General features: G+C 33.7%; 9 protein-coding genes. 1 reads left to right on the forward strand and 8 read right to left on the reverse strand.

Annotated features, from left to right (window positions below):
• Entirely contained in the window at nucleotides 1–1,098 is a 1,098-nt protein-coding gene (locus ROY99_12260; GenBank protein ID MDT3697149.1) for a heparan-alpha-glucosaminide N-acetyltransferase domain-containing protein, read from the reverse strand.
• A 106-nt stretch (nucleotides 1,099–1,204) separates the two neighbouring features.
• Nucleotides 1,205–3,118 (reverse strand): molecular chaperone DnaK, encoded by a 1,914-nt coding sequence (gene dnaK, locus ROY99_12265; protein ID MDT3697150.1) that lies wholly within the window; start codon nucleotides 3,116–3,118, stop codon nucleotides 1,205–1,207.
• A gap of 251 nt (nucleotides 3,119–3,369) precedes the next feature.
• Between dnaK and ROY99_12270 the strand changes: the two genes are divergently transcribed.
• On the forward strand, nucleotides 3,370–4,143 hold the full coding sequence (locus ROY99_12270) for a biotin--[acetyl-CoA-carboxylase] ligase (GenBank protein MDT3697151.1): 774 nt from the start codon (nucleotides 3,370–3,372) through the stop codon (nucleotides 4,141–4,143).
• 20 nt (nucleotides 4,144–4,163) lie between these two features.
• On the opposite strand, the gene accD is transcribed toward ROY99_12270, so the two are convergent.
• From accD to sprA, 6 genes are read right to left on the reverse strand one after another with little or no spacing between them, the layout of a single operon-like run.
• A complete protein-coding gene (accD, locus tag ROY99_12275; protein ID MDT3697152.1) occupies nucleotides 4,164–5,003 on the reverse strand; it encodes an acetyl-CoA carboxylase, carboxyltransferase subunit beta in 840 nt (279 codons plus the stop codon).
• Nucleotides 5,004–5,005: 2 nt separating this feature from the next.
• A complete protein-coding gene (locus ROY99_12280; protein ID MDT3697153.1) occupies nucleotides 5,006–5,722 on the reverse strand; it encodes a DUF1573 domain-containing protein in 717 nt (238 codons plus the stop codon).
• Nucleotides 5,719–6,390: a tRNA (adenosine(37)-N6)-threonylcarbamoyltransferase complex dimerization subunit type 1 TsaB gene (tsaB, locus tag ROY99_12285; GenBank protein MDT3697154.1), complete on the reverse strand. Its 672-nt coding sequence runs from the start codon at nucleotides 6,388–6,390 to the stop codon at nucleotides 5,719–5,721. The genes ROY99_12280 and tsaB overlap by 4 nt, the downstream gene beginning before the upstream one ends.
• On the reverse strand, nucleotides 6,387–6,812 hold the full coding sequence (gene tsaE, locus ROY99_12290) for a tRNA (adenosine(37)-N6)-threonylcarbamoyltransferase complex ATPase subunit type 1 TsaE (protein MDT3697155.1): 426 nt from the start codon (nucleotides 6,810–6,812) through the stop codon (nucleotides 6,387–6,389). Before tsaE ends, tsaB begins: the two co-directional genes overlap by 4 nt.
• A complete protein-coding gene (locus ROY99_12295) occupies nucleotides 6,812–8,383 on the reverse strand; it encodes a bifunctional response regulator/alkaline phosphatase family protein (protein MDT3697156.1) in 1,572 nt (523 codons plus the stop codon). The genes tsaE and ROY99_12295 overlap by 1 nt, the downstream gene beginning before the upstream one ends.
• 47 nt (nucleotides 8,384–8,430) lie before the next feature.
• On the reverse strand, nucleotides 8,431–15,351 hold the full coding sequence (gene sprA / locus ROY99_12300) for a cell surface protein SprA (GenBank protein ID MDT3697157.1): 6,921 nt from the start codon (nucleotides 15,349–15,351) through the stop codon (nucleotides 8,431–8,433).
• Nucleotides 15,352–15,386 lie beyond the last annotated feature (35 nt).

Consider the following 15,386-nt stretch of genomic DNA (forward strand, 5'->3'; position numbering starts at 1 on the left):
TTAAGTAACAAGTTGTTTATTTCTGAACTTCAGTTTATTAAAAATAAATACCATCAATATCATTACAGTTATCATTAAGACAGCAATTATAATAGTAGGAGTAACATCCAGATTTGAAGCAAAGATTGTTGATAATCCAGGATTCCAGGCGCTGCCATATAATATAATCAGATGCACAACATATATAATAAGAGTATTTCTACCTACAATAATAATTATTTTTGGTATAGACTCTATCTTCTGAGAAATAAATGATACAATGGAATTAAGTACTAATACTAAACCCAATCTAAAAAATATTGTATTGAGATTATAAGATGAATCTTCATAGTAATAATTAAATACCTTATTAGTTATTATTACCGAAACTTCTGAAATGATTATTAATACAGCACCAAACAATGCCAGATTAAAACTAAATTTATTTGTTTTAAACACTAATGGATTTTTTGCAAGATAACTGCCAAGTATCCCGCCAAAAACTACATAACCAGCCCACGGAAATAATGGGAACAATGAACCAGTACCGGTATAGAAATATCCTGCAACAGGTTGAGGAAAATAATCAATCCAGTTAATCCTTGTAACTATTGGTACGGCAAAAAAGAATAAAAGAGAAATGAAGAGAAATACAATTGTATCGCTTAATTTAGTTTTTTCTGCTACAAAAGCAGAAATCAACAAAAACAGCAATCCAAATCCTATTAATTGCAGAACATCCACTGAAAAAAATATATCAAGATTCTTTTGTGTAATGTTGGAAAAATCAAAGATAGTGTATGTAGGATAACGAAGTAAGTATCCGATAGCAACTAAAAGTAAGAATCTTCGGAATCCCTTTTTTACACGCGGGTTATTTTCAAACGGTTCATTAACAAGTCTTAATAAATATGTAAAAACTGTTCCCGCACTAAACATAAATATTGGTGCAGTTATTCCACGCATAAAATTCCAAATATAATATGCAGGATAATCTAATGATCGGTATTCCGGAGCTAATAATGCATCTATTGTATGTCCCTGAACCATTTGAATAACAGCCAGTGCACGTATAAGATCGATAAAAATGATTCGGTGTTTTTTTTCGCTTCTAACCATCTTGATAGATTATTATCAGTTACTTAAAAATAACCAAATGCTCTTTAAACAAAAAAAACTCCGGCGTTAAAACCGGAGTTTGTATTGAATAGATTACTTACATAAATTACTTTTTATCATCATCTACAACTTCATAAGATGCATCCTGAACATCGTCCTTTGCATCCTCAGCCTTTGTTTCCTGCTGTTGATTTGTTGCTTGCTGCCCTTGCTGCTGTCCTGTTTGTGCATATAATTGACCGGCAACTTCATTCCAGGTTTTACTTAAGCTTTCAGTTGCAGATTTGATCTGTTCAGTACTGTTAGCAGCCATTGCATCTTCAACTTTTTTAATCTCTGCTTCAAGTCTTGATTTTACATCAGCCGAAATTTTGTCTTTAAGTTCATCAATCTGTTTCTTGGTTTGAAAAACCAAACTATCTGCCTGATTTTTAACTTCAACTGCTTCCTTTTTCATTTTATCTTCAGCAGCATGCTCTTTAGCAGAGTTCTTCATTTTTTCGATTTCACTCTTATCTAAACCGCTCGAAGATGTAATTCTGATACTTTGTTCTTTACTAGTTGCTTTATCCTTTGCACTAACGTGAAGAATACCATTTGCATCAATATCAAAAGTTACTTCAATCTGTGGAACACCACGTGGAGCTGGCGGAATTCCATCAAGATGGAATCTGCCAAGAGTTCTGTTATCTGCTGCCATTGGTCTTTCACCCTGCAATATATGAATTTCGACAGAAGGTTGATTATCTCCTGCAGTAGAAAACACCTCACTCTTTTTAGTTGGTATTGTTGTGTTAGATTCAATTAATCTGGTCATCACACCGCCAAGTGTTTCAATACCTAAAGAAAGCGGAGTAACATCAAGTAATAAAACATCCTTAACATCACCAGCTAAAACACCGCCTTGTATTGCAGCACCAACCGTAACAACTTCATCAGGGTTAACTCCTTTATGAGGTTCCCGCTGAAATAAATCTTTAACAAGCTGCTGAACCATTGGAATTCTAGTTGAACCGCCGACTAATATAACTTCATTTATATCTTTTGGAGTAATTCCAGCATCTTTAATTGCTTGTTCACAGGGTACCTTAGTTCTTTGAACCAGGTCATCAATCAATTGCTCGAATTTTGCTCTGGTTAAATTGATTGTTAAATGTTTTGGTCCATCCTGAGTAGCAGTTATAAACGGCAAGTTAACTTCTGTTGATGAAGAAGAAGACAATTCAATCTTAGCTTTTTCAGCGGCTTCTTTTAACCTTTGTAATGCCATTGGATCTTTTCTTAAATCAATTCCTTCCTGTTTCTTAAATTCATCTGCAAGATAATTAATTAATCTCTGGTCAAAATCATCACCACCAAGATGTGTATCACCGTTCGTTGATTTCACTTCAAAAACTCCATCGCCTAACTGCAGAATCGAAATATCAAATGTTCCGCCGCCTAAATCGTAAACAGCAACTGTATGATCACTTGTCTTTTTATCCAGACCATAAGCTAATGCTGCTGCTGTTGGTTCGTTGATAATTCTTCTGACAGTTAAACCTGCAATTTCACCAGCATCCTTAGTTGCTTGTCTTTGTGCATCATTAAAATATGCCGGCACAGTAATTACAGCTTCAGTAACTTCCTGCCCCAGATAATCTTCAGCAGTCTTTTTCATCTTTTGTAATATCATTGCACTGATTTCCGGAGGTGAATAAACTCTATCACCAATTTTTACTCTTGCACTATTATTATCACCAGCTACAATTTCATAAGGAAGTTCATGCTTTTCATTTCCAACTTCATTGATAAATCTTCCCATAAGTCTTTTTATCGAAAAGATAGTTTGTTTTGGATTTGTGATTGCTTGTCTTTTTGCAGGTTGTCCTACTAACCTCTCACCAGTTTTGGTAAATGCAACAACCGAAGGAGTAGTTCTACCACCTTCAGAATTAGGAATTACCACCGGATCATTACCTTCCATAACTGAAACGCAGGAATTTGTAGTACCAAGATCAATTCCAATAATTTTTCCCATAATATTTCTCCTTTTCTAAAATTATACTATTATTTTCTAATTAAACCAGATAATTTATACAAGCAAGGTGCCAAATAATTTGATTTCTCTAAACTCTTTAATTATAGGGACTTAGATATTGTGTCAATTTAATGCCAGCTTAAACAAATTATTTAACAAGTCCATTTGTCATATTTGCCCGATATTTCGTCACACACAATGACAAATTGTTTAATTTAGCTTATTTTTGCAATGAACTTAAGGAGAACAAATTGTTTAACATTGAAAATTTTGATATTAAGCTGAACACTGAATTTATCGGAAGGAATTTTATTTATATTGAAGAAATCGACTCGACAAATACATATCTATTAGCTAAAGAAAACGGACATAATATAAATGGTACAGTTATCTTAGCTGAGAAACAAACTCAAGGAAAAGGCAGAAAAGGACGTTCCTGGTATAGTGCACCTGATGTAAATTTGTTGTTTTCAATTTTACTAACAAAAGATAAATCACTTTTTAATAATGCAAACCTGATAAACTTTGCTGCTTCACTTGCTGTATCTATCTCTGTTGAAAATCTGTATCAGTTAAAAACTGATCTCAAATGGCCAAATGATGTGCTTGTTAATGGAAAAAAAATCAGCGGAATACTAATTGAAGCTGTATCACAATCAGGTAAGATTGAAAGATTAGTACTTGGAATAGGGATCAATGTAAATCAAAATTCTTTTCAAGGCTCATTTAATTATTTACCAACTTCTTTAAAAAATGAACTGGGCAAAACAGTGGACCGCGAAAAACTGTTAGCTGATATATTAAATAATCTGGAACTGCTTCTTGAAAAACTTAAAAAAGATAAATCAGTTTTGATTGAAGAGTGGAAACAAAGATGCAGAATGCTTGGAAACAGAATAACAATTACAGATAACGAAACTGAAAAGTCCGGAATTTTTTATGATATTGATGAAAACGGATTCCTTTTACTTCAAACAAAAGATGAAATAGAAAAAATCCATTTTGGCGATGTTAGCCTGTATTAGTTTATTAACATAAAAAATATTTAAGAGAGTAAGTCGAGAACCTTAATTAAATTATCTCTTAGATCTTTTCTGTGAGAAATAAAATCAACAAACCCGTGTTCTACCAAAAATTCTGATCTCTGAAAACCTTCTGGTAAGTCCTTGCCTATTGTTTGCTTAATTACTCTGGGTCCTGCAAAACCAATAAGTGCCTTTGGTTCAGCAATATTTATATCACCAAGCATTGCATAACTGGCAGTTGTACCGCCCGTAGTAGGATCAGTAAGTATAGAGATATAAGGAATTTTTTCTTCTGCTAATCTGGCTAATCTTGCACTCGTCTTTGCCATCTGCATAAGTGAAAAAGCACCTTCCATCATTCTGGCACCGCCGCTTGATGAAACAATAATCATTGGCATTTTATTTTTATATGCTTTATCAACTGCCCGTGAAATTTTTTCGCCTACAACCGAACCCATAGATCCGCCAATAAATTGAAAATCCATACACGCAAAAGCAACTTCACGTCCGGCAATTTTTCCTGTACCTGTTCTTATTGCATCGTAAAGATCAAGTTTTTTAATTGTTGTAGATATTCTTTCAGTATATTTTTTTGTATCCACAAAATTAAGCGGATCAGCAGACCGCATTTTTTTATCAATCTCTTTAAAGGAACCTTTATCAAAGATGATTGCAATATATTCTAAACTGCTAATTCTAAAGTGATTATCACACTTTAAGCAAGTCCATAAATTCAGTTCAAGTTGTTTCTTATGAATTATTTCACCACAGGATGGACATTTTTCCCATAAGCCTGCAGGCAGTTCTTTGTGCTTAGTATCTTCAGCTATATTTTGTTTAGATCTTTTAAACCAAGGCATAATTAGTTTTTCTGAACTTCTGCATAAATCATTAACACTCTGTTTGGTTCCTTATTGTCGTTGGAAACAATAGTTATTGACTTGCTGTTTCTTCCGACTCTGTTTTTCGTATCAAAACCAACTTTTATTGAACCAACCTCTCCTGGTTTCAATGTATTGTTGCTTACCACTGCAGCAGTGCAGCCGCAGGATGTTTTTACATCTTTTACTACAAGTGATTCTGTTCCTTTATTTTCAAATTTAAAAGTGTATTCTACTTTTGATCCTTCCTGAACTTTACCAAAATCATGTTGAGTTTCTGGAAAAAATATTCGTGCACCGGTTTTTTCTTCCTTGACCACAGGAATAACAATATTGCATCTGATAGTTAACTGAATATCTTTTTTATCAGGATCATTTGTTGTTACTGTAACTGTCTTTACCTGAGGACCCTTACGCCCTTTTGAATTAAAAGTAACTTCCAGATTTGATGATTCACCAGGCTTTAGTTCTCGCTTTGTTGGATTTGCAGCAGTACAGCCACAAGATGCTCTAACATCTGTAATTTTAAGTAAATCACCGCCATTGTTCGATAAAACAAATGTATGATTTACAATATCACCCTGATTAATATTTCCAAAATCATACTCAACCTGCTGAACTGATATTTTTGGACCCATTAATTGAGCAAAGGCTGTAACTGATAGTAACAGCAAAACTATTAAAATGTTTCGGATCATAATTTCTTCTCCTTAACTAAAAAATCTTTTAAATAATCTGGTTCAACAAAGTCTATATTTTGTATTGATATTGCTTCACCGGATTTTTCTGCCCATTTAGCTACAAATTCTGCATAAGGGGCTGAAATAAATTTATGAATTATTTTTTTGTTAATCTTATCTGAATCAATATTTCCAAATACTAAATCATTATCATTAAACAGATAATCTGAATTAGCTGATACGATTTTTAACTGCTGGTTAAATATATAACTATTAGAATTAATTTGAAACTTAGCATAGTATAATTCATCTCTGCCAACTTTATTCGCAATTGTAAAAACTGAGCCGTCTTGTAAACCCTCTGATAACTGTAAAGCTAAAGCTTCAAAAGTCGGGACCTTAATTATTGGAATATTCAATGATTGAGCAAGACCTTTTGCCGCAGACATTCCAATTCTCAAGCCTGTAAATGACCCGGGACCTGCAGAAACAGCAATGCATTTTACTTGTGATACAGTTAACTCACCAATTTTTAACACGGATTCAATAACTTCGAATAGCTTTTCTGAATGTGAATGTTTTAAAACAACATTAGCAGCAAAATATTTTTCTTGGTTAAAATAAAGACAAGCACCGCAAATATTATCTGAGGTTTCAATTGCAAGTATTGGAAATAATTCACTCATAATTTCCTGAATTCAAATAAACGTTCATCTTCTGATATGAATTTAATTTCTATCTCGATTCTTTCCTTTGGCAGTATTTCAGTAAATAAATTTCCCCATTCAATTATGCAAACTGCATCTGAATCGGAAAAATAATCTTCAATACCAATATCAATTAACTCGTCTGGTTTATTAATTCTATAAAAATCAAAATGATAGAATTTTAATAATCCAATGTATTCATTAACAATTGCAAAGGTTGGGCTGTTGGCAGCTCTAATATTAAAATAATGAAGAAGCTTTTTGGTAAAAAAAGTTTTCCCTGCACCCAATTCTCCAATCAGAACTATCACCATACCTTTATTAACAAACGAAGAAAACTCTTTAGCCATATTTTCAGTCTCAGATTCAGATCTGCTTAATATTTGAGACGGAAACTGCATCAGGTTTTAGATTCCAATGTTATTATTGGTAAAATCATTTCTTCCATCGAGATTCCGCCGTGCTGAAAAGTGTCTTTGTAATGTGTAAGAAATCTATGATAATCAGTCGGATAAACGAAATAATAATCTTCTTTTGCAATAATATAATTTATTGTTACACCTCTTTTAGGAAGCTTATAATCTGAAGCATTTTTTATAAAAACAGCATGCTTCTCATCCACTTTCAGATTTCTGCCGTACTTAAACCTCAGATTAGTAGAAGCTTCCCTATCGCCAAGTACTTTAGCACCTCTCAGTGATCTTATACTGCCATGATCAGTAGTAATGATTATTTTCGCATTTTTCATTTTTGAAAGTGTACGGAAGATATTTAATAAAGACGAATGATTAAACCAGCTTTGAGTAAGTGATCTGTATGCTGCTTCATCTGGAGCAATTTCTTTAAGTAAATCCGAATCCGATCTGCCGTGTGCAATCATATCTAAAAAATTTACCACTACTGCAGTTAAATGTGTGTTCTGATATGAATGAATATTCTGTTCAAAATTCCTTCCAACTTCGGGATCAATTATCTTTATATACTTAAGATCATTCCGAAGTTTAATTCTCTTTCTTTCAATTAAAAGCTGAAGAAGTTCTTTCTCATATTTATTCATACTGTTTTCATCATCAGTAGTTGAGACCCATAACTCCGGATAATATTTCTCAATATCAGAGGGAAATAAGCCTGCAAACAAAGCATTACGGGCATAAGGTGTTGCAGTAGGAAGTATCGAGAAATAATAATCTTTTTCAATCTTAAATAGATCAGTAAGTTGTTTTTCCATAACCAGCCATTGATCAAGCCGAAGGCAATCTAATACAAAATAAAAAACTGATTTACCTTCTTCACGCAGATTAGTTAAAACATATTTTTCAGTGATTGCAGGGCTAAGATTTGGTGTATTGTGGCTAATGGGATCAGTTAACCACAATCTGTAATTTCTTTCAACAAATTTAGAAAATTCCTTATTAGCTTCTTTGTACTGATCATTTAATGATTGCTTAAGCCCAATTTCTCTATGATGGTCTAATTCGATTGACCAATTGACAAGCTTCAAATAAATGTTTATCCATTCCGAATAATCAAGGCTGGAGGCTAAAGCTGTGGTAATCTGATTAAAATCCTGCAGATAATCTTTTGCTGCATACTCTCCGGATATTTTTTTGCCTTCAAGAATTTTTTTACAGACTAAAAGCACCTGACTTGGATTAACTGGTTTTGTAAGATAATCGGCTATCTTACCACCAATGGCTTCGTCCATTAAAGATTCTTCTTCTGACTTAGTTATCATTACAACTGGAATTAAATTATTAATTGCTTTAATACGGGACAGAGTTTCAAGTCCACCCATTCCAGCCATCATTTCATCCAGAAAGATTATGTCATAAAGTTTCTCTTTAACTGAAGTCAGAGCATCTTCGCCATTAGTTACAGTATCAACTTCATAACCTTTTTCAGAAAGAAAAATTATGTGTGACCTCAACAATTCGATTTCATCATCAACCCATAAAATTTTTTTTCTGTCCATATTATAAACACCAGATTATTTTAATTTTCTTTTTTTCTAATCAATCATCAATTAATAGAAATAGTTACATCTAATCCCGCTTCATTTGTAGTTGTCGGCGGTATTCTTGATGCCCCTTCAGGTTCAGTAGTAGATCGTTTGTAAAAGATAGAAAGTGTAACCTTTGCACTGATTGTATATTTGATTCTCGGTTCTATCGTTACTCTTGTTGAACCATCCTGTGGTGTACCGTCTTCTTTAAAATCTTTCATATCATATCTGACTGACGCACTTCGTGTACTTGAATAAGCCAGACTAAATTCGATATCATTTTTTAGTGATACTCCAAACAATGGAAGCTCAAATCCTGATTTTGAAAACTGCAGTGTAAACCCAATATCCTTTGAAAAGTTTTCTGTAATATTATTTGTAGTTATACCAAGATCAAAAGATGTACGAGTTGAGTATTTAAGATTCCCGCTTAAATTACCTCCCCAAAGTTGTCCGAACGTAAGATTTAATCCAGCTAACGGTGAAAAACCATACTCTATTTTTTGTATTTGAATTTCTTCATTACCTTCCCTGCTAAGTTTCCATCCTTCGGTATAAGTAGATGAATATGAATGGTCTAATGAAATTCTTTGCGCAATAGATTTTAACAACGGCAATTTTTCAAGTCCATCCCAGGTTAATCGCCAGTTTGGTCTTGGAATATATTTGGCTATGTTGCTTAAGAATCCAAAATTTGAAAATATCGGTAAGCTTTCAAATCCTTTTACAAAGGCATTGGATAAACTTGAATTAGGATCATTGGGGTTATATAATTCTGCAACTTGTTTAATACCACTGTTGAAAACCGATAGAAATAATACAGGCGGAAATGTAAGAAATGATCTTGTTAATGTTCCGCTTGCAGTAACATTCGACACATAAATGTTACCGTCCTGATCTCTTGTTATAGTAGCATTTTTGTTCTGTGACCATCCGCTCTTCCAGTTAACATCTATTTTAGCTCCTTCCCATAATGGTCTTGAGGTTTTAAAATCAAAATTATTTCTAACTGAAAAAACATCATTCAGATTCATATTTTGCATAAGAGCCCTTGGTCCTACATCTCCGTTTATTCCAAGCATAAAACCTCTTGTAGGACCGGCATCAGCATTATAAAACAATCCCCAAAAATTACTAAATCCGGTACCTGTAGCTTGCAGCCCAGATTTTGATATTGAATTGTCATTTGAATAATTGAAAGAGATCATTTCATAGTCAACCAAAATATACTTGGCTGATGCTAAAAGAAAGTTTAACGCTTTAGATAATACAGATGGCTTTCCTTCTTCGATAAGAAGTGAATCCAATATTTTTGATGAATCAACAAAAGCAATTGTGTTGCCTAATGAATCAACCTGAATTTTTGGTTCCTGTTTTACTATTTGCTTATCTCTGGGGGGAAGATTCTTCTGCTGTTTTTTTTGATCTTCTTTTTTTTCAGCAAACAAAGGATCAAACAATGATTTCCATCTCATTGTTAATCCGATTGATGACTTATTTGAATTACCTGCACTTCTGCCAACTACTGGCTGTCTGAAATCATTTTGCCACTGATAAGTTGCATTATATGAGGCAGTCAAGGTAAAAAATTTATTTAAGTTAAATAATGAAGGCAGCCGTGGCGCAGTTCTCAAATCAAAATTTTGCTGATATCGGCTGTCTCTGCCAAAAAAGGCTCCATTAAATATATCACTCCATATTTCACTTTCAGATCTTGGTGTAGCTGCCGAGTCATTTAAAGTCTCTAAATACGCAAGTGATGAACTGATATTTAATGCATAACTAGTAGTCAGATTTAAAAATCCGCCTTCAGTTAATTTCCAGGAAAAATTAAATCCTCGTGTTGTTGTAAAATCTCTTGAAGAGATAGTATTTGCAGGAGTATTACCTCTTGGTCTGGTTATATTTGTTGATGAAGTTCTGTTAGCTGTTAATGTAAGATTAAAATTCTGAGGCGTATAATAAATTTTAGTATCACTGTAATCTTTAAACAAAGCAAAGAAAACTCCAATAACCGGGATATCAATTGGTTTTATAAAATACGTCGGACTAAGTGAAATTCCATAATTAATGTTGGTATTCCACACCCAGCTTCTGTTTGAAAGAACAGTTGGGCTTCTGCTAAAAGATTTGTTATAATTAAATCCAAAAGTTAATGCGTTAAATGTATCCCGTATTAACCAAAACTTTGATGGTATCTTGATTTTGATATTTGATGCAGACCACGAATCAGAGATTGATTCATTTTCAGTTTCTTCCCTTACTAACTCTGGTGATTTTACAAGTCCGGTAGTATCCTGATCAAATAATTCTTTTTGTTTTTGAACTGCCTGATCCACTTTAACATCGCTACCGGGTATGTATAATGGTTTTCCTTTTGTTTCAGTATGTGAATAATTCAATCTTAAATTGCTCTCAGGTAAGTTAAAAGGTATTAACTTTAATAAATTTACATCAGTAGAAACAGACCAGTTGGTTTGTTGTATTCTGCTTCCAAACCTTTCTGTCAGCCTGTGGAAATAAGGATTGTTTTCTTTTAAATTAAAAGAAACTGTTGCAAAATCTGCAAGCTTTAATGAAGAAGAAAAACTGTACGCCCAGCCGGGTGAGTCATCTGCCCCCACAACACGAAGTTCATTTACCCATACTTCACCCGATAGCGCTCCTGGATTAAATCCATTGTTAAGATTAAAAATACCAACAGATAAAAATTTAACACTTGTTAAAGTTGGATTTCCTTTAATCACATAAAAATGTCCCAAAGGTGCACCTTCAACTGGCAATCTGTATGGAACAGTAACAGAGTCTCCCCTTGCTTGTTTTAATGCAGTAAGCTGATCAAAATTAATTGTAATTTCATTCCAACCGGCAAAAACCGGCTGACGATATTCGTAATAGTTATTTGTATCACCGCCAAATCTAAAATAAACTTCCGATGAATATTGATATGAGCCGTTAAGAGTATCAACATAAGAGATAGAACCGGGAATATTATTTGCTTCTCCATGTATAAATAATTTCATTTGTCTGTAATTAAAAACATCTATAGGTCTGAAAAGATATTTAACAACTTCTCTTTTGTCGCCTTCCCCAAGTTCCTTTATTATCATTGAAAGGGACTGCTCATTTCGATAAACCACTTCATCAGGATTAGTACGGTCTCTTTCCTGAAAAACACCCGGAGGACTTGTGTAGTTTGGGTTTTCTTCAAGACTAACAACAGATATAGATAAAACAGTATCAGTTTTTGCAATTGAATCCGGTAGATTCTTGTGCCACTGATTACCGACCAGATTAAATTCGGTAATTCTGAAGTGAACCATACTTTCAACGCCTTGAACAAAAAGTCTGATATACTCTACATTTGAAAAACTGGCATCTTCTCCAATTTTATTCAGAAAATCTTTAAGTGGAATCCTATATAAAAACCATTTTTTACTAGGATTAGGATTGAAACCGCCGCCAGCTAAAAATGGATTTGTTTGTGAATTGGTATCGAGCGGGATTTCATATCTAAAATAACTATTAGCTAAATCAAGGTTTCCGCTTCTATTTAAGTCTTCAGTATCCGGGATTCTGCCAATGTCTGTAAGAATAGCATTGCCTTCAGTTCCATTAATATTATAATAATCAAAAAGATTAGGCGGATTACTCCTTTGAAAAAAGAAATTATCGCCGCTTGGATCATTCCCCCGATCGGGATATAAAGCACGTTCTTGCTCATCGGTCATACCATCTATTCCGGTATCTTCTTTACCATCAACATCAATCGCGTCATTCCCGTCTTTGTCTTCTGTATCAAGTCTATTATTAGGAATTACATCTTCACTTATTTTACCAAGATCAATATAAATTTTAGCATTTTCCTCTGCAGTCAATATCTGCGCCCAGAATTCTATATACTCTATATTTTCTTCAATAAGATTGCTTGCTGTTGAAGAAAGGACTTTCATTATTCCTCCCCATGATTTATTACGCTGTTGAAGCTGCGGAGAGTAATTATATGTACCAGGTGTATCAGGTAAAAACACAAAATCCATAACAGTTACTTGTTGATCCGAACGAGCTACTTGCTTCTTACCATAATAGATATCATCTACTGTAACGGTTGAAGGGGTTTCTGTAAACCAAAAAGATTTTCCTTTATAATCCATCAACTCTTGTTTGCTTAATCCTGAATTATTTATCAAAGAATCCGGCGGACTTAAATCCTTCCACGCAGTATATGAGACACCGATAGGAATCGTCTTTTTTGTTCCTTCAAAGTCATCAATATATGCTATACTTTTCCCTTTATCAGAAAGTATTGTACTTTTCTTTGTGTTAGGATCAGGATCAATATATGCATATTCACCAGTAAGATTGAAGGTTGACATTTCTCTTGTCGAAAAGACATTATCAAGTAACTTTGTAACAAATGGTAAATCCGCTGAAGTTGAAAAGTCTAATCCGTAAATAGTATTACTTAATGGTTCTTCGCCTATTCTTACTTTATCACTTAATGTCTGCTGATTTAAATTTAATATTGAAAAACCAAGCTTGGTCTTTTTAGAAAATTCATAAATTCCGCGTGCACCAAGTAATGTTTTTGATGCAAGCTGAAAAAGATCATTTTGTTCGTATGTAATTTTAAGGTCAGCTCCTGGTACCAATGCTGCATCATTTCTAATAGTTAACTGCCCCGTATTATAATCAACAGAGTAATCAGAACCTGGTGAAAGCTCTCTTCCATTTAGTAATACTTTTACTGAATTTTCCACAATATTAAACCCAAGCTGATAAATTGATGTAGAGGTGCCCTTACTTTTCCCGACGAGTATCCATTTATCTTTTAATGTCTTTCTAGATGCAGCATTCTTTGTAGTATCATAAACTTCAGTATAATTATAAGTCTCCTTCTCTAATCCATCTGGGAGATTGGCTCCAAATGGTTCAAGTGTTGGAAATATTACTTCACCTGTCTCTTGAAAGATTGTATAATCAGGTCGAAAATCAAATATATTATCTGGTTGAGGCTGAGAACTAGAATTCAGCAAATCAAGTCCAAAAGCTTGAAGGAATCTGATAGAACCGATTTCACTAGCAGGTTCCTGTCCTTCAACTTCTCTTCGAATGTCAAATTCAAAACCTTCTCTCTTAATGTTTCTGGGACCGAGGGCATAAATATTTTTTAACATTAATGACCATGCAATTTTAAACTGAGGCTGAAGGTTACGCGGTTTAACCATTTTTAACACAAGTCTTGTTGTATCAGTGCTGCCGGGTACTAAAAATTCGCCACATATTTTATCATCACTTGCACCAGAACCATTTTCACGACGAAAAGCAACTGCAATAATATCATTATCGTTGATTGTAGTTTTAAGAGTAATAAATCCTGTCTCAGGATGAAGTGTGTAATCAACACCCTCCGTAAGGAGAATAAACCGGCTTGCATCAGTTTTACCAGGTATTGTATTAGATAGATCATTACGATAGCTCTGAGGGTAAACCTCGCCAACTCCGATTTCCGGCAGATCAATATAAACATTAGCATTTCTTTCTTTAGATCTATCAGGTGATATTACATTAATAGATTTCCAGACCTCAATTTGAGTAACAAGTAAATTACTGTTGATTTCAGGAGTTGGTTTGCCGTAATAATTTTCAAAAATCTTATATGTCTGAGACGCATAAATAGTATCAAGAAAGAAATGATTAGTTGAATACTCATAAGCTCTTTTTTGAAATGGAGTTTCAGAAGTTCCTCCGGAAACCTGAACTTCTTTTGTTTCTCCTTTTTTCTGGCTTGCAATTGTAGTTAAAGAAAACGGTCCCATTTTAAAATGAGCTTTAATTCCAAACAAAGCTTCGCTTCCACCAACCAGCGGAGAAGTTTGCAATGAAACATTTCCTGCTTCTATGCTTTGAATAATCTCATCTTCATAACCTGTATATTTTATTTTAAGCTGATTCTCATATTCAAATGTTCTTTCTGTATTCCAATCAGCAACAATATTCAGTTTATCACCGATTGTTCCATTTACATTTATCTGAACTTGCTGCTTAAAATCAGGTTCATTTCGAGTATTGCCCAATCTGGATGCAGTAACACCTTCAGTTGTTTCATTTCGCCAGGCACCATGTATTTGAACTGAACCGCCTATTTTCAGACTTATCTTAGGCGTTCCAAAAATGCTCAGCACACCTACACTTGGCAATGGAATTTCAAAATCAGTAAAACTTTTAATTAACTCGCTTAACCCTACTTTTGATTCTTTAAGTTCATAAGCATAACCAAGCGATTCCCATTTTTTTCTTTCTTCAAGCTCCAAACGTGCTGCTATGTATTCCTCAATTGGAATGCGAAGAATTATTTTAGATGGTTTACCTGCAATAATATCTTGTACTTCAACATACTTGCCGGTTGAATCAATTGTAACTTTTCTTGTTTTATATGTTGGTGATGGTTCTACAAAATATTTAGATCTTTTTTTCTGAGCTAATGTTGTGTAAGGAAGGTCTTCACGCTGATATCTGAAATACTGCAAACGCGCTGTAGAATCAAGCGCCATTTTAACTAATCTTAATGAATCCTCATTAACTTTTTTATTCTTTATAAATGGGTCTGCTACCTTAGTTGTATCATTTAATCGAAGTGAATCAACTGAAATATTTAATGAGTCATCTTTTACAGTAAAGACAGAATCGTCAATTGCAACAACAGGAGAATCAGAATATGAAAAATCATTAAATAAAACAGTTAAATTATCTGACTGTTTATTTAAAACATCAGATTGATGTAAACGTTCTGATTGATTTGGCAGTTCAAATGAATTTTGAGATGATATAAAATCAAAACAAGCTGCCTGAAGCAGAGCTTCATTGACTTGATATTTATATCCGGAACCAAAACCGAGATTTATACCTGAATAAAACATCACAGCAGAAACCGCCAAAATCTTAACAGCTTCAGCAATGAAGTTTTTTATTT

The sequence above is a fragment of the Ignavibacterium sp. genome (assembly GCA_032027145.1).
Classification (GTDB): Bacteria; Bacteroidota; Ignavibacteria; order Ignavibacteriales; family Ignavibacteriaceae; genus IGN3.